Origin of the sequence: Lentzea sp. NPDC058436 (assembly GCF_042721515.1) — a bacterium.
Lineage (GTDB): Bacteria > Actinomycetota > Actinomycetes > Mycobacteriales > Pseudonocardiaceae > Lentzea.
In genome coordinates, this window is sequence record NZ_JBHXLF010000005.1 from 348,178 (window position 1) to 366,001 (window position 17,824).

At 70.8% G+C, this 17,824-nt stretch carries 20 protein-coding genes; 10 read left to right on the forward strand and 10 right to left on the reverse strand.

Annotation, left to right across the window (positions count from 1 at the left end; translation table 11 throughout):
• Window positions 1-3: 3 nt before the first annotated feature.
• The 3 genes from ACFWN2_RS22845 to ACFWN2_RS22855 all read right to left on the reverse strand — a co-directional run bounded on the left by ACFWN2_RS22845 (window position 4) and on the right by ACFWN2_RS22855 (window position 2,179).
• Window positions 4-753 carry a 3-hydroxybutyrate dehydrogenase gene (locus tag ACFWN2_RS22845; RefSeq protein ID WP_382430337.1) on the reverse strand — a complete coding sequence of 250 codons (750 nt, stop codon included), beginning with the start codon at window positions 751-753 and terminating at the stop codon, window positions 4-6.
• The gene (locus ACFWN2_RS22850; RefSeq protein ID WP_382430339.1) at window positions 750-1,616 is read right to left on the reverse strand and encodes a VOC family protein; all 867 of its coding nucleotides are present in this window, start codon (window positions 1,614-1,616) and stop codon (window positions 750-752) included. Before ACFWN2_RS22850 ends, ACFWN2_RS22845 begins: the two co-directional genes overlap by 4 nt.
• Before the next feature lie 134 nt (window positions 1,617-1,750).
• Window positions 1,751-2,179, reverse strand: coding sequence for an organic hydroperoxide resistance protein (locus ACFWN2_RS22855; RefSeq protein WP_382430341.1), 429 nt, complete (start codon window positions 2,177-2,179; stop codon window positions 1,751-1,753).
• Between the two features lie 155 nt (window positions 2,180-2,334).
• On the opposite strand from ACFWN2_RS22855, the gene ACFWN2_RS22860 reads away from it, so the two are divergent.
• Entirely contained in the window at window positions 2,335-3,291 is a 957-nt protein-coding gene (locus tag ACFWN2_RS22860) for an oxidoreductase (protein WP_382430343.1), read from the forward strand.
• Complete coding sequence (locus ACFWN2_RS22865; RefSeq protein WP_382430345.1) at window positions 3,288-3,914, forward strand: chorismate mutase; 627 nt, start codon at window positions 3,288-3,290, stop codon at window positions 3,912-3,914. Before ACFWN2_RS22860 ends, ACFWN2_RS22865 begins: the two co-directional genes overlap by 4 nt.
• Before the next feature lie 12 nt (window positions 3,915-3,926).
• On the opposite strand, the gene ACFWN2_RS22870 is transcribed toward ACFWN2_RS22865, so the two are convergent.
• Window positions 3,927-4,760: an SDR family NAD(P)-dependent oxidoreductase gene (locus ACFWN2_RS22870; protein WP_382430347.1), complete on the reverse strand. Its 834-nt coding sequence runs from the start codon at window positions 4,758-4,760 to the stop codon at window positions 3,927-3,929.
• A 63-nt stretch (window positions 4,761-4,823) separates the two neighbouring features.
• Between ACFWN2_RS22870 and ACFWN2_RS22875 the strand changes: the two genes are divergently transcribed.
• The 4 genes from ACFWN2_RS22875 (at window position 4,824) to ACFWN2_RS22890 (ending at window position 7,856) form a co-directional block, all read left to right on the forward strand.
• On the forward strand, window positions 4,824-5,246 hold the full coding sequence (locus ACFWN2_RS22875) for a MarR family winged helix-turn-helix transcriptional regulator (RefSeq protein ID WP_382430349.1): 423 nt from the start codon (window positions 4,824-4,826) through the stop codon (window positions 5,244-5,246).
• 80 nt (window positions 5,247-5,326) lie between these two features.
• A complete protein-coding gene (locus ACFWN2_RS22880) occupies window positions 5,327-6,193 on the forward strand; it encodes a helix-turn-helix transcriptional regulator (RefSeq protein WP_382430351.1) in 867 nt (288 codons plus the stop codon).
• Complete coding sequence (locus ACFWN2_RS22885; protein ID WP_382430353.1) at window positions 6,190-7,062, forward strand: aldo/keto reductase; 873 nt, start codon at window positions 6,190-6,192, stop codon at window positions 7,060-7,062. Before ACFWN2_RS22880 ends, ACFWN2_RS22885 begins: the two co-directional genes overlap by 4 nt.
• A 5-nt stretch (window positions 7,063-7,067) precedes the next feature.
• A complete protein-coding gene (locus tag ACFWN2_RS22890) occupies window positions 7,068-7,856 on the forward strand; it encodes an alpha/beta fold hydrolase (protein ID WP_382430587.1) in 789 nt (262 codons plus the stop codon).
• On the opposite strand, the gene ACFWN2_RS22895 is transcribed toward ACFWN2_RS22890, so the two are convergent.
• Genes ACFWN2_RS22895 through ACFWN2_RS22910 form a run of 4 tightly spaced genes read right to left on the reverse strand, consistent with a single transcriptional unit; the run spans window position 7,826 to window position 12,189 of the window.
• The gene (locus tag ACFWN2_RS22895; RefSeq protein WP_382430354.1) at window positions 7,826-8,983 is read right to left on the reverse strand and encodes an LLM class flavin-dependent oxidoreductase; all 1,158 of its coding nucleotides are present in this window, start codon (window positions 8,981-8,983) and stop codon (window positions 7,826-7,828) included. The genes ACFWN2_RS22890 and ACFWN2_RS22895 overlap by 31 nt on opposite strands.
• The gene (locus ACFWN2_RS22900) at window positions 8,980-10,059 is read right to left on the reverse strand and encodes a Rieske 2Fe-2S domain-containing protein (protein WP_382430356.1); all 1,080 of its coding nucleotides are present in this window, start codon (window positions 10,057-10,059) and stop codon (window positions 8,980-8,982) included. The genes ACFWN2_RS22895 and ACFWN2_RS22900 overlap by 4 nt, the downstream gene beginning before the upstream one ends.
• Before the next feature lie 38 nt (window positions 10,060-10,097).
• Window positions 10,098-11,138: a hypothetical protein gene (locus tag ACFWN2_RS22905; protein ID WP_382430358.1), complete on the reverse strand. Its 1,041-nt coding sequence runs from the start codon at window positions 11,136-11,138 to the stop codon at window positions 10,098-10,100.
• Window positions 11,125-12,189: a Rieske 2Fe-2S domain-containing protein gene (locus ACFWN2_RS22910; protein ID WP_382430360.1), complete on the reverse strand. Its 1,065-nt coding sequence runs from the start codon at window positions 12,187-12,189 to the stop codon at window positions 11,125-11,127. The genes ACFWN2_RS22905 and ACFWN2_RS22910 overlap by 14 nt, the downstream gene beginning before the upstream one ends.
• Window positions 12,190-12,553: 364 nt before the next feature.
• On the opposite strand from ACFWN2_RS22910, the gene ACFWN2_RS22915 reads away from it, so the two are divergent.
• Together ACFWN2_RS22915 and ACFWN2_RS22920 are read left to right on the forward strand one after the other, a co-directional pair.
• Complete coding sequence (locus ACFWN2_RS22915; protein WP_382430362.1) at window positions 12,554-13,579, forward strand: polyprenyl synthetase family protein; 1,026 nt, start codon at window positions 12,554-12,556, stop codon at window positions 13,577-13,579.
• Between the two features lie 344 nt (window positions 13,580-13,923).
• Entirely contained in the window at window positions 13,924-14,898 is a 975-nt protein-coding gene (locus tag ACFWN2_RS22920) for a LysR substrate-binding domain-containing protein (protein ID WP_382430364.1), read from the forward strand.
• 20 nt (window positions 14,899-14,918) lie between these two features.
• Here the strand turns inward: ACFWN2_RS22920 and ACFWN2_RS22925 are convergent, their stop codons facing one another.
• The gene (locus ACFWN2_RS22925; RefSeq protein ID WP_382430366.1) at window positions 14,919-15,959 is read right to left on the reverse strand and encodes an aldo/keto reductase; all 1,041 of its coding nucleotides are present in this window, start codon (window positions 15,957-15,959) and stop codon (window positions 14,919-14,921) included.
• A 72-nt stretch (window positions 15,960-16,031) separates the two neighbouring features.
• Here ACFWN2_RS22925 and ACFWN2_RS22930 point away from each other — a divergent pair, with 72 nt between their 5' ends.
• A complete protein-coding gene (locus ACFWN2_RS22930) occupies window positions 16,032-16,568 on the forward strand; it encodes a TetR/AcrR family transcriptional regulator (RefSeq protein WP_382430368.1) in 537 nt (178 codons plus the stop codon).
• A 51-nt stretch (window positions 16,569-16,619) separates the two neighbouring features.
• Entirely contained in the window at window positions 16,620-17,240 is a 621-nt protein-coding gene (locus ACFWN2_RS22935) for a TIGR03086 family metal-binding protein (protein ID WP_382430370.1), read from the forward strand.
• On the opposite strand, the gene ACFWN2_RS22940 is transcribed toward ACFWN2_RS22935, so the two are convergent.
• Complete coding sequence (locus ACFWN2_RS22940) at window positions 17,201-17,821, reverse strand: TetR/AcrR family transcriptional regulator (protein WP_382430372.1); 621 nt, start codon at window positions 17,819-17,821, stop codon at window positions 17,201-17,203. The genes ACFWN2_RS22935 and ACFWN2_RS22940 overlap by 40 nt on opposite strands.
• Window positions 17,822-17,824 lie beyond the last annotated feature (3 nt).

A 17,824-nucleotide genomic window follows, 5' to 3' on the forward strand; every position in this document is an offset into this window, starting at 1 on the left:
CCGTCAGGAGGCGCTCCAGCCCCCGTCGAGGATCATCTCGGTGCCGGTGACGGACCTCGTCTCAGGTGAGCAGAGGTACGCCACCGCACCGGCCACCTCGCCGGGTTCGATCAGGCGCTTCACGGCGGACTTCGCCAGCAGCACCTTCGAGAGCACCTCGTCCGTGCTCAGGTCGTGCGCCTTCGCCTGGTCCGCCAGCTGGTTCTCCACCAGCGGGGTGCGCACGTAACCGGGGCACACACAGTTGCTCGTGACCCCCTTGGCGGCGCCTTCGAGCGCGATCACCTTCGACAGCCCCAGCAGGCCGTGCTTCGCGCTGACGTAGGCGGACTTGTACGCGCTGGCCCTCAGCCCGTGGACGCTCGCGATGTGCACGATCCGTCCCCAGCCGCGTTCGTACATCCCCGGCAGGACGGCACGGCTCAGCAGGAACGGCGCCTCCAGCATCAGCCGCAGCATGAACGAGAACCGCTCCGGCGCGAACTCGTCGACCGGCGACACGTGCTGGATGCCGGCGTTGTTCACGAGGATGTCAGCGTCGAACCGCTTCTCCCGCAAGCCTTTGGTGTCACTCAGGTCGAGCGGCAGCGCCTCGCCACCGATCTGCTCCGCCACCCGCGCCGCGCCGTCGGCGTCGATGTCGCACACCACGACGTGGGCGCCGAGTCCGGCGAGCCGCGTGGCGACGGCGGCACCGATCCCGCTCGCCGCACCCGTGACGAGGGCGCGGCGGCCGGCGAGGTCGCCCGTCACGACGTGGTCCCGGCGAAGGGGTTGGTGTCGGTGTGGTGGTGTCCCCAGACGCTGGCGCGGCCGAAGTCGTGGGGGATCCAGTCGTGGGGAACGGTGATGCCGCCGCAGCCGATTTCGAGGTGGAAGCCGCTGGGGTTCTTGACGTAGAAGGAGAGGGCTTTGTCGTTCATGTGGCGGCCGAGGCTGATGGAGATGGGGACCTTGTTGGCCTGGGCGCGATCGTGCGCGCGGCCGACGTCGTCGATACCGGCGTGCTCGAACTCCAGGTGGTGGATCGACGCCGTCTCCGCCGTGCCCAGCGCGATGCTGTGGTGGGTGGAGTTGCAGCGCAGGAAGAACAAGCCCGGTGCCCGGTAATCGGTCAGCTCGAACCCCAGCACCACCTCGTACAACTCACGCAACTCGGCGAGTCTCGGGCTGGCCAGCACCAGATGCCCCAACCCCGTCACCCCAGACCCGCCCACGGGGCGTTCCGCGGCGACACGGGCCTTGAACTCCCCGACGGCGAGCTCCACGCGGAACCCGACGGGATCGGTGAACCAGCGCAGGTGTGTGGCGCCGCGCAGATCACGTTCCTCGTCGGTACCTTCCGCCACGACGTAGCCGGCGGCGGTCAGACGCTGTGTGAGCCGGTCCAACTCAGCGAGGGTGTCGACCAGCCAGCCGATCTCACGCGGCGAGTCCACCGCGGAGGGGTAGAGCGCGAGGCGGTACTTGAACTCGTCCATCTCCGCCAACGCGATCGTGTCCATACCCGACTTCGCATCCGTCACACCGACACCCAGCGTGCGCCACAGCAGATCGGTCCATGCGTCCACATCGGTCACGTTCAACCCGACATAGCCCAACTTCCTGATGCCCACGATGTGCCATCCCTCTGGCGCGCGTCTTGTATGTAACGACCACTACAATACAGACGAAGGCCGGGCTGACAACATACGTCAGCCCGGCCGTGGAGAGACGAAACCGGCGTTCCCCCGTCGGCTCGCCGCAAGAATCAGGCGACGGTCGCGTCCACGGCGACCGGGATGTTGCCGCGCGTGGCGTTGGAGTACGGGCAGATCTGGTGGGCGGCCTCGACGAGCTCGTCCGCCAGGGCCTGGTCCACACCGGACAGTTCGACGTGCAGCGCGGCACTCAGGCTGAACCCGCCCTCGGGCGTCGGGAGCACCTGCACCTCGGCGACGACGGCGGAGTCGGTGACCTTGACGGTCCGCTGCGCCGCGACGGCCTTGAGCGCCGAGTGGAAGCACGAGGCCCAGCCGGCCGCGAACAGCTGCTCCGGGTTCGTGGCGCCGCCGGGGCCACCCATCTCCTTGGGGATCGCCAGGGAGATGTCGAGCAGGCCGTCGTCGGACCTGGCCTGGCCTCCGGCCCTGCCGTCACCGGTCGAGGTGGCGATGCCGGTGTACAGAGGAGTGCTCATGGCGGATCCCTTTCACGATCGCGGACCGATCCGCGATACCGAACGTTCTATCGCTCTCGATCCTGCAGGCCGCTGAACGAGTTGTCAAGACCGAACGTTCTATCCAATCTTGTGTAGAGTGATCACTACACCCGAGCCGCAGGAAAGGCCGACCCGTGACACGGCACCGCTGGTCCTTCGACGACATCCCCGAGCAGCACGGCCGCACCGCCGTCGTGACCGGTGCCAGCACCGGACTCGGGTTCGCGATCGCCGACGCGCTCGCGCGGCGCGGTGCCGACGTGGTGCTGGCCTGCCGCGACGCCGGGCGGGCCGCCGCGGCCGCCGACCGGATCTGGGCCGGCTCCCCCGGCGCCGTCGTGCGCACGGTGCCGCTGGACCTCGCCTCGCTCGCGTCGGTCCACACGGCGTCCCAGCGGCTGCACGACGAGTACGGCCACATAGACCTGCTGGTCAACAACGCCGGCGGCCTGCGCAGGTACTACTCGCTCACCGAGGACGGGTTCGAGTCGACCATCGGCGTCAACCACCTCGGTCCGTTCGCGTTCACCGGTCTGGTCCTCGACCTGCTGACCGGCACGCCGGGCGCGCGGGTGGTGACGGTCGGCAGCAACGGCCACCGCAACGGCACGATCGACCCCTCCGACCTCGACCCCGAACCGGGCCGCGAGTACCGGTTCGCGAAGGCCTACAACCGCGCGAAGCTCGCCAACCTGCTCTTCGCCCACGAACTCGACCGGCGGCTGCGGGCGACCGGCACACCGGCCGTCTCCGTGGCGGGCCATCCCGGGCTCGCGCGGACCGAGGGCGGCCGCGAGATGAGCCGGCTGGTCCGGACCGTGCTCGACCCCAGGGTGAACCCGCTGATGTGGACGCTCACCCAGAGCGCGGAGATGGGAGCGCTCGGCCCGCTGCGCGCCGCCACCGACCCGCTCGCGCGCGGCGGCGACTACTACGGCCCGCCCGGCCGCACGGGCCATCCCGAACGGGCGACCTCCTCCGATCTTTCCCACGACGCGGACTTGCGGCGCCGGCTGTGGGAGGAGTCCGAAAGACTGACGAGCGTCACCTACCTGCCAGACCGATCACCCAAGAGTGAGGCGAACAGTTGAGCAAGAGGACCCGTCGCATCGCGGTCACCGCCCTGACGGTGGCCGGCGCGATGTCGCTGACCGTCCCCCAGGCCACGGCCGCGGCCCCGACGACCGAGACCACGAGCAGCGCGGTCACGACAGCCGGGTCGTTCGGCAGGCTCGGCCCGCTGACCGACCTCGTCGTCGAGCGCCTCCTCGTGAGCGACGACGTGGCGGCGTCCAAGTTCGGCACCACGTCGCCGATCGAGGACCCCGTCCGCGAGGCGCAGGTGCTCGAGCAGGTGCGCAAGCAGGCCGTCGGCGCCGGGGTGGACCCGGAGGCCGCCGCGGTGTTCTTCCGCGACCAGATCACGGCGAGCAAGGTCGTGCAGAAGGGCCTGTTCGACCGCTGGACGGCGCACCCGGACGAGGCCCCCACCACGCGGCCGGACCTGGCGGAGATCCGCGTCCGGCTCGACCGGCTGACCACGGCGCTGCTCGGGCAGCTCAAGGCCACCGAGGGCGTGCGCGCCCGGCACGTCCCGTGCACCGTCCAGCTCGCGCTGGCCACCACGTCGGCGACCGTGCTGCGGGACCTCGACGGCCTGCACCGCGAGGCCCTCGGCTCGGCGGTGCGGTCCACCTGCGCCCCGCGCCAGTGACGCACCACCCGGTCAGCGCGCGGGTTCGACGTCGGACACGTGGTCGAACCCCAGCTTCCGGTTGAGCACGGCCCCCAGCGCGGCGGCGCGACGGCGTGGCAGCACCCGGCCGGCCCACGTCTGCACCCGGTAGAACCACGAGCCGGGGTAGGAGGCGTGCCGGCCCCTGGCGAAGTCGTCGAGCGTCCGCGCGGCGATCGTCGCGGGCGAGTCGGCCGCGTGGCTGATCTTCGCGGTCGTGCCGTCGAGGAAGCCGGTCGCGACGGCACCGGGGTGAGCGGCCATCACCCTCACCCCGGTGCCGGCCAGCTCCTCGGCCAGCGCCTCGCTGAACGACAGGACGAACGCCTTCGTCGCCGCGTAGACGGCCTGGTAGGCCAGGGGCTGGAAGGCGGCCGTCGACGAGAGGTTGATGATCCCGCCGCCGCCCCGCTCCCGCATCCGGGCGCCGAGGCGGTGGGTGAGCGTCACCAGGCCGGTGATGTTGAGGTCCACGTTCGCCAGCTGCGCGTCGAACGGCCGCTCGAAGAACGGGCCGATCGAGCCGGCGCCCGCGTTGTTGACCAGCAGGTCGACCTCGATCCCGCGGCGCCGCAGCTCGTCGTCGACCTGGCACGGCCCGTCGCGGTCCGAGAGGTCCGCGGCGATCACCTCCACCCGCACGCCGTGGGCGCTCCGGAGCTCTTCCGCCAGCCGTTCCAACGTGTCGGCCGACCGGGCGACGAGAACCACGTCGGCTCCCCTGCTCGCCAGCTCACGGGCATAGGCCGCGCCGATCCCCTTCGACGCGCCGGTGACCAGCGCGGTACTTCCCGCGAACGACATGACGCCTCCGTTTTGCTTCAAGTCTTGAAGTATCTCCCGAGCGTAGCAACTTCAAGACTTGAAGCAAATGGGTAGACTGCCGCGATGGACGACGCGGAGCTGGAGCGGGCTGTTCGCCTCAACCACGAGATCTTCATGCTCACCAGTGACCGGATCGCGGACGTCCTCGCCGGGCACGGACTCACCCACGCGACCGCGCAGGTGCTCTGGGCGATCGACCCGGCGCGGCCCCCGGCGTCGATGAAGGAACTGGCCGCGCAGCTGTTCTGCAACGCGTCGAACCTGACCTTCATGGCGGGGCAGCTCGCCGACCGAGGCCTGGTCGAACGCACCGCCGACCGGGCAGACCGGCGGTCCCGCGTGCTCGTGCTCACCGAGGAGGGCGTCCGTGTCCGAGCCGCGGTGATGCGCGCGACCCTCGCTCTCAGTCCGCTGGCCGGACTCGACACCGGTCAGCTCACGACGATCCTGACGCTGTTCGAGGCCGCGCTCACCGACCGCGAGTAGTCCCTCCACAGTGGACCATCCCCGCTGAGGGGGTGCGGCACACCCTTCCGCCGCGCCGCCGACGGCCTACCGTTGGTTTCATGAAGCGCGAGAACGAGTTGGGCGACTTCCTGCGGGCTCGCCGCGACGCCGTCACGCCCGCCGCGGCAGGGCTGCCGGACGACGGCGAGCGCCGGGTGCCCGGCCTGCGCCGCGACGAGGTGGCGCTGCTCGCCGGGGTCAGCACCGACTACTACACGCGGCTGGAGCAGGGCAGGGAACGCCGTCCGTCCGAACAGGCCCTGCGCGCGATCGCCAGGGCGCTGCGCCTGAACGAGGCCGCCGCCGGTCACCTGTTCCGCCTCGCCATGCCGAAGCTCGCGACGGAGACCGAGGCGGTGACGGAGGTCGGCAGGGACCTGCGGCTGCTGATGGAGAACGTGCGGGACCTGCCCGCGTTCGTGGTCGGGCCCGCGCAGGACGTGCTCGCGGCCAACCCGGTGGCCGAGGCGCTGTACTCCGGGTTCGCACGCTTCGACAACCTGCTGCGGATGATCTTCCTGGACCCGTTCGCGCGCGAGTTCTACGTCGACTGGGACAGGGCGGCCGAGGTCGCGGTGGGCAACCTGCGCGCGTCGTCGGCCCGATTCCCCGGCGACCTGCGCGTCGAGGCGGTGCTGGGGTCCCTCAGCGCGCGCAGCCCGGCGTTCGCGTCGCTGTGGGCGCGCTACGAGGTCCGTCCGCGCACCCACGAGGACAAGCGGTTCCGGCACCCCGGGGTGGGTCTGCTGCACCTGCACTTCGAGGCGCTGGCCGCGACCAGCGCACCGGGACAGCACCTGTCCGTCTACACCGCGGCGCCCGGCAGCCCCACCGAGGACGCGCTGGTGCTCCTGCGCCGGCTGGCCGCGACTTCGGTCAACACTGAAATCATCGACTCGACTGGAAACGAGAGCACGCACCGATGACCGCGACGTTCGAGATCGCCGGAAAACCCGTCGCCCGCCTGGGTTTCGGCGCGATGCGGCTGACCGGCGCCGGGATCTGGGGCGAGCCGGACGACCGGCAGGAGTGCGTCCGCGTGGTCCGCCGCGCGATCGAACTGGGCGTCCAGTTCATCGACACCGCCGACTCCTACGGCCCGCACGTCAGCGAGGAGATCATCCGCGAGGCCGCGCACCCGTACCCGTCCGACGTCCTGATCGCCACGAAGGCGGGCCTGACCCGCACCGGCCCCGACGTGGTCGACACCCCGCAGGGCAGGGTCCGGCTGGGACCGAAGGCGTGGCCGCCCGTGGGCAGGCCGGAGTACCTGCGCGCCCAGGTGCTGCTGAGCCTGCGCCGGCTGGGACTGGACCAGATCGACCTGCTCCAGCTGCACAGGGTCGACCCGCAGGTCCCGCTGGAGGACCAGGTCGGCGAGCTGAAGGCGTTGCGGGACGAGGGGAAGATAGTCGCGATCGGACTGTCCCAGGTGGACGTCGAGCAGATCGAACGCGCCAGGGCCGTCGTCGAGATCAGCACCGTGCAGAACCGCTTCAACCTCACCGACCGCCACTCGGAGGCGGTGCTGGACCACTGCGCCCGCGAGGGGATCGGCTTCATCCCCTGGGCTCCCGTCGCCCAGGGCGGGCTGGTGACGAACGGCGCCGTCGACCGGATCGCGCGGGCCCACGACGCGACGCCCGCGCAGATCGCGCTCGCGTGGCTGCTGGCACGGTCCCCGGTGGTCCTGCCGATCCCCGGCACGTCGAAGGTGGCGCACCTGGAGGAGAACCTGGCAGCGGCCCGGATTCGCCTGACCGCCGCCGAGGTCGACGAACTGTCCGGGGCGTGAGGGGAATGCTGCTCCCCCACGACGAACTCGGCAGCGGACGCCCGGTGGTCCTGCTGCACGCCCGGCCCGCCGACCGGACGATGTGGCGCGGGCACCTGCCGCTGCTCGCCGCGGCCGGGTTCCGCGCGATCGCCCTGGACCTGCCGGGCCACGGCGCCGCGGTGCCGCCCGCGCACCACAGCGCCCCACCGGCCGAGGACGTGCTGGAGACCCTCGGGCACCTCGGGATCGACCGGTTCGACGTGGTGGGGAACTCGCTGGGAGCGCTGGTGGCGCTCCAGATCGCGGTCGCGGCGCCGGACAGGGTGCGGTCGCTCGTGGCGATCGGCTACCGCCGGCACGACCAGCCCCGGACCGACGCGTTCGCCGCGGCGTTGCGCCGCGAACGGGACAGGCTCGGCGCGGGCGACCTCGACGGCGCCGTCCAGGCCGGTGTGGAGGCGTGGGTGTCGCCTGACGCGCCGGCCTCGGTGAAGGACCACGCCGCCGCGATGCTGCGCGGAAACCTGGAACTGCGCCGGGTGCACGGCGAGCCGCCCAGGGCCGCCGACCCGGACCCGCTGGAGCTGCGGCCGCTGGCCGCGCGGATGCTGGTCGTGGTGGGAGAGCAGGACTTCCCGGACTTCGTCACCGGTGGAGAGGCGTTGCTGGAGGGCGCCGGCGGACTCGTGGTCGCGCCGGGCGCCGCCCACCTGGTGCCGCTCGACCAGCCGGAGTGGACGTGCGGCCTGCTGCAGGGCTTCCTGCGCGATCGACCGGCCGGTCACAGAGTCCGGGCCGACCGCACGGCCTGAACGAACGACTTCATCGCCAGGGCGGACTGCCGGACACCACGGCCGAAACTCCCCAGGTTCAGCAGCAACGCGTGCCGCAGACCGTGGTCGCGCCAGTCCGCGAGCCGGTCGCGGATCTCACCGGGGGTGCCCGCCAGGCAGTACTCCCTGACCAGCGACGGCGGGACCTGGTCGACGTAGGACATCGCCGTGTCGTGGTCGATCAGGTGCGGCAGGAGGTCCTGCAGGCCCGAGAAGTCCGGGCCGAGCGGGTGTTCGACGCCGTGCCGCGCCCACATGGCCGCCGGTACGCACAGGCCGAACGCCCGCACCCCCACCGAGTTCGTGATCTCGTCGATCATCCCCTGGCTGGGCGCGGCGAGCACGAGCAGCACGGCGGCCGGGGTCACCGCGTCCGGGTCGCGGCCCGCGTTGACGGCCGCGGTGCGGACGACGTCCAGCCCCCTGAGGTAGTCCTTCGGCTGCTGGCCGAACGACATCGGGCACCAGGCGTCGCCGTGCTGTCCGGTGATGCGGAGCATGCGCGGGCCCTGGCCGCCGATCCACATCTCCGGCCGCGTGCCCCGGTACGGCGGCACGGTGAAGATCGCGTCGCGGAGCGGGAAGAACTCGGAGTCGCGGTTCACCAGTTCGCCACCGGAGTTCCACAACGCGCGGATCGTCGCGACCGCCTCCTCGAACCGCGCGACGGGACGGTCCCATGCCACGCCGAACGGTTCGTTGTTCTCCCGTTCCCCCGGTCCCAGGCCGAGGATCGCCCTGCCTCGGGTGAGCACGTGGAGGGTGGCGGCGGCCTGCGCGGTGACGGCCGGGTTGCGGCGCCCCGCGTCGGTGACCGCCACCCCGAACCGCATCCGCGTGCGCGGGTACCTCCCCGCCAGGTAGCCGAGCAGGTTCCAGCACTCCATGTGCGCGTTGACGTCCGGGATCACGCGGGACGCCGCGATGTACTTCGGCTGCCACAGCGACGGCGGCAGCGCGCCGATGAGGTGGTCCGCCACGAAGAACGTGTCGATCCCCGCCGCCGCGGCCGTCCAGCGGCTCGCGCGCAACGCCAGGTCGGGCCGGCCGGCCGAGGGCAGTCCGAAGTCGACGACGCCGGTGCGGAACCTCGCCTTCCTCCTCACGCGCGCCGCTCCTTCGCCGCCACGGCCAGGGACAGGTCCGTCACGTCCCCGGTGTAGAACTGGCCCGCCCACCGCCGGTACCTGCCGATCGGTCCGTCGCCCTGCACGAGCACGGGGTGCGGGAGGTAGGTCTTGTTCTGCCAGATCGGGAAGTCGCGGGCGATGTCCGTGCCGAACGCCGTCAGGGCGAGCACGCCGACGGCCCTCATCAGCCAGCGCGGGACGCGTTCTCCCCTTCTTCCCATCCGCTCGATCGCGAGCGGCACCCGGAAGTCGAGGTGCAGCGGGTCGACGGGCGTGGGGAGGGCCCAGGTCTGGAAGACCGCGCCGAGCTTCGGAACCGAGATCCGGCTGTGCACGAAGCCCAGGCCGTGCACCTCGCTGTCGAAGTGCACGTGCAGCGAGCTCATCAACCCGAACAGGTTCCTGCTGTTCGGAACCAGGTCGACCGAGAGGGAGACCGACGTGCCGTTGAACGAGCAGTCGTACTTCTCGATGTTCGTGTGGTGGACGTGCTCGAAGTGCCCTACGTCGAAGGCGTTCTCCACGACGTCCTGCGGAATGTCCACGAGGGTGTAGGTGCGGCTGAACCGCGGCCGCAACTCCCGCGGCACGCTGTCCGGGACCTCCCAGCCGGGCGGTTCGCCGAGGGAGTGGTGCCACACCAGGACGATCCCGTCCACCTCGCGGACCTCGTGCGTGGCCAGCTTCAGCTTGGACGACGGCGGTGTGCCGTACCCGCTGCGGACGCACTGCCCGGAACCGTCGAAGGCGAACTTGTGGAACGGGCACACGACGCACTCGCCGTCCACCACACCGCCGTAGCCCAGATGCGCACCCAGATGCGGGCAATACGCCCCGACCACGCGCGCGACACCGGAAGCCGTCCGGTAGACCACTATCTCCTCACCCATGAAACGGCGGCGGAGAACAGCACCGGGCCGCAGCTCCGCCGAAACGCACACCGCGAACCAGCCGTTCGGATACGGCCTCTTCACCGGTTCCGCCGGAAAATCGCGCAAACCCGTGTGCAGCCCGGCTTTCGACCACGAACCAATGGATTTGAACTTCTGCATGTCGATCCCGATTCGGCCGTTGCGAAAACTGATGAGGTTCACCGACCGTGAATGGCGACCGTGCGATCGAGGGTCATCATCCACCGGGCCGACAGCTTTCCGTCCCAGATCCAGCCGGGCCCGTGGTAGCGCGTGGCGGACATGCCCCAGCGCATGTTCCCGCCGATCAGGTGCTCCAGGCTCCGGACCCACCGCCGCACCTCGGGCAGTTCCCCTGCAGCGCCCGCGAGCACGGCGTCGCGGCGCGCGAACCACTCCGACTCGAGCTCGTGGAGGCGGTCGATCTGGACCGCGACGGCGGAGCCCAGGTTCTCCGCCCGTCCCCTGGCCAGCACCCACACCGAGTTGTGGCCTTCCTTGACCAGCACCTCCTGGCGCAGCGAGTGGATGTCGTTGGCGAGGGTGACGTGCCAGACGGTGGTCTCCTCCAGCTCCGCCAGCGCGGGGTGGGCGCGCAGCAGCGGCGCCATGTCGAGCCCCAGGCCGTACTCGCCGAGCGCGATCGCCCACGCGATGCCGCCCGCCCAGTAGCGCACGGGGAGGAACTCCTCCAGCTCGGGCAGTCCGTCCCGGTCGCCCGCCACCCACTCGGCCTCGCGGCGCCAGTTGACCATCATCCGGTCGAAGTAGTCGGTGGCCCGGTCCCGCAGACCGGGAGGCATGTCGCCGGTGATCTCCCGCCAGGTGTCCAGGGTGACCCGCCACAGCGGCGACAGGCCGTCGCCGTCGGAGCCACCGGTGAGCGCCCCGCGGAAGAGGTCGTAGTCGTTCATGGCGTCCGCGGCGGTGCGGGCCGTGATGAGCGCGTGCACGTTGTCCGCGAGGAAGATCCAGTTGAAGATCCGCGCCGAGAGCACGCACCTCCGCACGTCCCCGTCCGGCTGGGTGAACGAGGTCCACCGGGAGTGGTCCTGCTCGATGAAACCCTCCAGGGGCACCGGATCGAAGATGCCGGTCGCCACGCGCCGCATCCACGAGTCGACGCCCTCCCGGACCTGCTCCCCGAGCGGGTGGCAGCGGAACTCGAACGGCTCCCCCACCGCCGGCAGGTCGATCACCACTCCGTCAAGACCGCTCAACGCCGCCACCCCGGCTTCCCGCTCCCAGAGCCTCCGCGGAACCGTTGCGCGAACCCGGTTCCTCCCGTTCACCGCGCGCGGAGGAACCCAGCGTGTCCTCGGTGTAGAACTGGTCCGCCCACCTGCGGAACTTGTAGATCGGCCCGTCGCCCTTGGCCAGGTGCGGGCGTTCGACGTAGGTCTTGTTCTGCCACACCGGGAAGTCGCGGGTCAGGTCGGTGCCGAACGCGACCAGGGCGACGCGCCCGATGAGCCCGATCAGCCAGTTGGGCACCTTCTTCCTGCCGTTGATCCGGTCGATCGACAGCGGTACCCGGAACTCGGAGTGGTGGGGGTCGATCGGCGTCGGCAGCGCCCAGGTCTGGAAGACCGTGTCGAACCGGGGCACCGAGATCTGGCTGTGCACGAAGCCGAGCCCGTACATCTCGCTGTCGAAGTGCAGGTGCAGCGAGCTCATCAGCCCGAACAGCCGGATGTCGACCGGGACGAAGTCCACGGCGAACGACACCTTGTTGCCGTCCATCGAGTAGTCGTAGTCGGCGATCTTCGTGTGGTGCACGGGTTCGAAGTGGCCGAGGTCGAAGGCGTTCTCGTAGATGTCCTGCGGGGTGTCCACCAGCGTGTAGGTGTGGTTGAACCGCGGCCACAGCTCCTCCGGCACGCTCTGCGGCAGCTCCCAGTCCGGCGGCGTGCCGAGCGTGTGGTGCCAGACGACCACGATCCCGTCCACCTCGCGGACCTCACGCGTGGCCAGCTTCAGCTTCGGGGACGGCGGCGTGCCGTACCCGGTCCGGACGCACTGCCCGGAACCGTCGTAGGCGAACTTGTGGAACGGGCACACGATGCAGTCGCCCTCCACCGCACCCCCGTAGCCCAGGTGCGCGCCGAGGTGCGGGCAGTAGGCACCGACCGCCCGGACGACACCGGACGCGGTCCGGTAGACCACGACCTCCTCACCCATGAGCCGGCGGCGCAGAACCGTGCCCGGCCGCAGTTCCGCCGAAAGGCACACCGCGAACCAGCCGTTCGGATAGGGCCTTTTCGGCGGCACCGACGGAAATTCGGGCACTCGGGTGTGCAGACCTGCTTTCGACCACGATCCGATGGATTAGAACCTCTGCATGCCAACTCCAGCCGACTGTTGCGAGATCAATGACGAGCATCCCAACGGAATAGCCCGCTACCCACCTGCCTTTCCTGCCGACTCAGTGAAGTGGACCTGTTCTCCGGTTGTCAACAGCCTCCACGGAGACGCACGACATAATTCAACGAAGAAGGCGCATTGATTGTCCTCAGTGATATATCGATTCATCGATTGCCGCGATGTACCGGTCTGCGTAGCCTCGAAACCGTCGACCACGAACCGACTTCTGACCTTCCGAGGTCCGGTGCGCGGCAAGGAAAGGCGGGCCTGAATGGCGACCACCCGGAGTTCCGCGATTTCGGGCACCGAGGTCCTGCGTCGCGGCGCCGAGGAGGTGGACGGCCCGTTGCGCGCGGCCGTGGCCCGGCTGCCCGGCTCACTGCGCGCGGGAGCGGGCTTCCACTTCGGCTGGCTGGACGCGGCGGGCACCGAGATCTCCGCCGCGCCGGGCAAGAGGGTCCGTCCCGCGTTCGTGCTGGCCGCGGCCCGCGCCGTCGGCGGCGGGAGCGACTCGGCGGTGCGAGCGGGCGTCGCCGTCGAACTGGTGCACAACTTCTCCCTGGTGCACGACGACGTGATGGACGCCGACCGGACGCGCCGCGGCCGCCCGACGGTGTGGGCGCAGTACGGCGTGCCGTACGCGATCCTCCTCGGTGACGCGATGCTCGCACTGGCGAACCGCGTGCTGACGCAGGACGGACTCCCCGGCGCCGCGGCCCTGTGCGCCGAACTGAACTCCGCCGTCGTCGCGTTGTGCCTCGGCCAGCGCCTGGACATGGACTTCGAGGAACACCTGCTCATCTCTCCGGACGACTACCTGGAGATGGCGTCGGGCAAGACCGCCGCCCTGCTGTCGGGCTCGTGCGTGCTCGGCGCGATGGCCAGCGGCGCCGGGTCTGGCCGGCTGGCGGCGTTGCGCCGGTTCGGGCACCACGTGGGGCTGGCGTTCCAGCTCGTCGACGACGTGCTGGGGATCTTCGGCGACCCCAAGGTGACGGGCAAGCCGGCCGGCGCGGACCTGTTGCGCTACAAGAAGAGCATGCCCGTGCTGGCCGCGACGGGATCCGGTTCGGCCGCGGGCGAACAGGTGGCGGAGCTGTACCGCACCAGGACGATCACGCACGACCGGCTGGGCCACGCGGCGGACCTGGTCGCGCGGGCGGGTGGGCGCGAGTGGACCGAGGCCGAGGCGAGGCGTCAGCTCCGGTCGGCCCTGCGGTGCCTGGACGAGGCGGGCGTGGACCCGGACGGCGAACTGGGCGCGCTGGCGGACCTGGTGGCGAACCGGAACAGGTGACGGGAGCGGCGCGAGGACGGTCCGGCGGGGTCCGCTCCACCGCCTGATCGCGCGGGTTTCCGGCCGCTGCCCAGCAGTTGTCTCGCCGGCTGCATTGCAGCCATCCCGCAGGTGACTTGCCCACTGCCCGGCGAGCGTCCCGCGGCACCCGGCGCTGTTCGCGCCCCTCCGTTTGACGGTCAAGGTCTTCACCTGAACGGCGAACCCGGCTCCACCCGGGCTCCCCTGTCGTCAATTTTGTATGGAACGTTACATCCACGACTGGCATGATCGAACTGACACCGCCGTCTCGCGACCGCGCCCTCTCACCGCGCCCTTCCACCACGCCCCCAGGAGGAACCCCCGTGAAGACCAAGGTCGAACTGAGGCACCTGAGGTACTTCGCCGCCGTCGCCGAGACCTGCCACTTCGGCGAGGCGGCCAAGCGGCTGAAGATCGCCCAGTCGGCGCTGTCCCAGGCGGTGCGGCAGCTGGAGGACGACCTCGGGGTGTGCCTGCTCGCCAGGACGACCCGCCGGGTCGAGCTCACCGCCGCGGGCAGGTTCTTCCTCGACAAGACCCAGCACGCGCTGAACCGGATCGACTCCACCATCCGCGAGACCCGATTACTGGGCACCGGGCAGCCCGGGCTGGTGCACATCGGTCTCGTCGACGCGGCGACGTTCTCGCACATGTCCCCGCTGGTCCGTTCGATCACGAAGAAGATGCCGGGACTGGAGTTCAAGGTGCACACCGGTCTGTCCACTCAGGACCAGTGCGAGAGGCTGAAGGACGAGACCCTCGACATCGGGGTGGTGTACGCGCCGCTCGAACACGACGACGACGTGAGCGTGAGGATCATCAGCAGCGAGCCCCTCGTTCTCGTGACGGCCTCGAACCACCCGCTCGCCCGCAAGGGCTCGATCACCGTTCCCGACCTGCGCGGCGAGCCCTTCATCACCTGCACGGAACCCGTCATCGCCCACTCGCTGACGCGGCTCTGCCTGGAAGCCGGGTTCACCCCGCGGGCGACCCACGAGGCGACCAGCCCGCCCTCGCTCCTCGCGCTGGTGGCGGCGGGACTGGGGATCGGAGTGGTCCCGGCGTCGGCGCGGACCGTGTCGGTGCCCGGCACGAGGTTCCACAGCCTGCCCAGGGCCGCGCACGTGCGGGTGGCTCTCGCGTGGAACAAGGCGCATCGTTCGCCACTCGTGTCGAGCCTGCTGGACGTGCTCGAAGAGGATCTGTCCGAGGACGTGCGCACGCGGGGCGTCACGTACGAAGGACCGGATCCCGCGCCGGACCAGCTCCTCGCGGTGCCGCGGTCGCGCCGGTCCTGAGCGCCACACTCCCGGCGGGTTCAGGCCACGGGGACGGGCGGGAGGTCGAGGAGGCTCCGTTCGCCATCGGCTCCGTGTGCCAGCGCGGCCGCCACGTCCTCGTGGGGCGTGCCCAGCCGGATCGCGCTGACCTCGTCCAACAGCCGGTAGTGCCCGTCGCTGAGCTCGACCTCCAGGGCGCCCAGGTAGTCCCGCAGCTGATCCAGAGTGCGGGGGCCGACGATGGGGATCATCGAGGTCCGCGCGCGGGCGGCGCGGTGGCGCAACCAGGCCAGCGCCACCCCGACCGCGCCCGTTCCCGTCTCGTCGGCGACGGTGAGGACGGCGTCGAGCACGGCGGCCCGTTGCGCGGTGTCCCCGGCTCCCCTGGTGGTGAGCCGTCCCTGCTCGCCGCGCCGGTACTTGCCCGTCAGCAGGCCCGCCGCCAGTGGCGCGTACGTGACGACGCCGAGACCGTGGGCCTCCGCCATCGGGATCAGCTCCCGCTCGGCGGAGCGCTCGGCGAGGCTGTACTCGGTCTGGATGCCCACGATCGGCGGTCTCCCGCCCAGTTCGGAGCGGACGGCGGCGCCCGCGACGCGCCACGCCGGGAAGTTCGACAGGCCGCCGTAGCGGATCTTGCCCGCGCGGATCAGGTCCTCGAAGCCGGCCAGGATCTCGGCCGTCGGGGTCACGCCGTCGGGGAAGTGGGGCATGAGGACGTCGACGTGGTCGGTCTTCAACCGCCGCAGGCTCTCCTCCAGCGAACGGACCATGGTCCTGCGGCTGTTGCCGGTGGTGCCGGGCTTCACGCCGGCCTGCCGGGTGCCGCTGTACTTGGTGATCACCACGAAGTCGTCGCGGTCGCGGCCCAGGAGATCGCCGAGCACCGTCTCGGCCTCGCCGTTTTGATAGATGTTCGAGGTGTCGACGGTGGTGCCGCCGGCCGCGGCGAACGCCTCGAAGATCGCTCTGGCACCCGCCACGCCCGCGGCGCCGGGAGCGGAGCCGAAGTTGGCCGTGCCCAGCACGTACTCCGAGACCCGCAGTCCGCTGCGCCGCCCGAAGATCTGATAACGCACGAAGTTCTCCCTAGGACCGGCTGATGGGGTACCTTCACGACGTTACTACAGAAAAACGAATGGTCGTTCTTTATGCCGAAGGTCACCCAGGCCCACCTCGACGCACGCCGTCAGCAGATCATCGACGCGGCCCGCGCGCGCTTCGCGAGCCACGGGTTCGCGCGCACGTCGATGCCCGACCTCGTCGAGGCCTCCGGCCTCTCCACCGGAGCGATCTACCGGTACTTCAGGAGCAAGGACGAGATCGTCGCCGCGATCTGCGAGCAGACGAGCCACACGCTGCCCGACGAGCTGACCGCCGCCTCCGCCCGCGACTTCCTCGGGCACGTCCGCACGGCGGCGCTGGAGCACGACCACGCGCGGCTGGTCGCCCAGATCTACGCCGAGGCCGCTGTCTCCCCCGCGCTCGCCACCGTCGTCCGGCAGCAGCTCGACGACCTGCGCGCGGCCGTCGCCGCACTGCTGCCCGACCGCACCCCGGCCGACGCGGAACGGATCGCCGAGGCGTTCGTGGCCCTGTGCCACGGCTACACGCAGCAGCTCGCCGTGCGCGGCGACGTCGACCCGGGCCCGTTCGCCGCGGCGCTCACGGCCATCGTCGAGAGCTGAACCCGTGTAGAGTGATCGTTACACACACCGGCCACGAAGAGGACTCTTCCCTTGCCCGACAACGGAAACCCGCTGAACCTCTACGAGGAGTCGCTCCGGACGTTCGACCGGCTGGTGCGCCAGGTCCGCGACGACCAGTGGGACGCCCCCACGCCGTGCACCGAGTGGACCGTGCGGGACGTGGTCAACCACCTCGTCGCCGAGCAGCTGTGGGTGCCGCACGTCCTCGCCGGCCAGACCATGGCCGTGGTCGGTGACCGCTACGACGGCGACGTGCTCGGCGACGACCCGGTCGGCGCGTGGGAGCAGGCGTCCGGGGAGGCGCTCGCGGCCTGGACCGTTCCCGGTGCGACGAACTGGACGGTGCACCTCTCCTTCGGGGAGACGCCCGCGGTCCACTACTGCTGGCAGATGGCGTGCGACCTGGCGGTGCACGCGTGGGACCTCGCCAGCGGAATCGGTGCGGCCCAACCGATCCCCGAGACCACCGCGGAGGTCATGGTCTCCCTGCTGGCACCGCGGCTGCGTTCCGTGCAGGGCAGCGCCATCATCGGCGCCGGGGTGCCGATGCCGGACGACGCGCCGGCCGTCGACCGGCTGCTCGGGCTCACCGGCCGTGATCCGCGGGGCGGTCAGGCGTCGATCCCCGCGATGCGCAACCACACCACCTGACAGGTCTCGCACGCCTCGTCGAGCGCCTCGGGAGACACCGCCGAGGCGTGGTGGAAGCTCCGCTCGACCATCCAGCACAGGGCACGCGCGAGGGCCCGCGCGCCGTCCGGCCCGTCGTGCGCGGCGACACCGGCGCGCACCAGGATCTTCGTGATGGCGTTGATGAAGATGTCCGCGGTCTCCGTCCACAGAGCACTCAGCTCGGGGATGGACGAGGACTGGTCGATCGCGACGCGCATGATGAGGCCGTGCTCGTGCCAGCGGTCGCGGGTGCGCCGCATGGCCGTCGCGATCGCCTCCCGCGGCTCGGCGGGATCGTCCGCGGCCGCGCGGGACTTCTCCCGCAGTGCCTCGACGGTCCGCGCGAAGAGCGCGACCAGCGCCTCCTGCTTGGAGTTGAAGTAGAAGTACATCGAGCCGCGGGAGAGCCCGGCGCGTTCGGCTATGTCGGCGGTCGTGAGCGCGTCGAAACCCTTGACCGCCAGCAGGTCCCCGAGCACCGCGAGGATCTTGAGCTCGCGCAGGTCCCCTTTGGACGGCGCGGCGGAACGGCGGCGGCCCGCCCTGACCGGTTCGGGCATCGC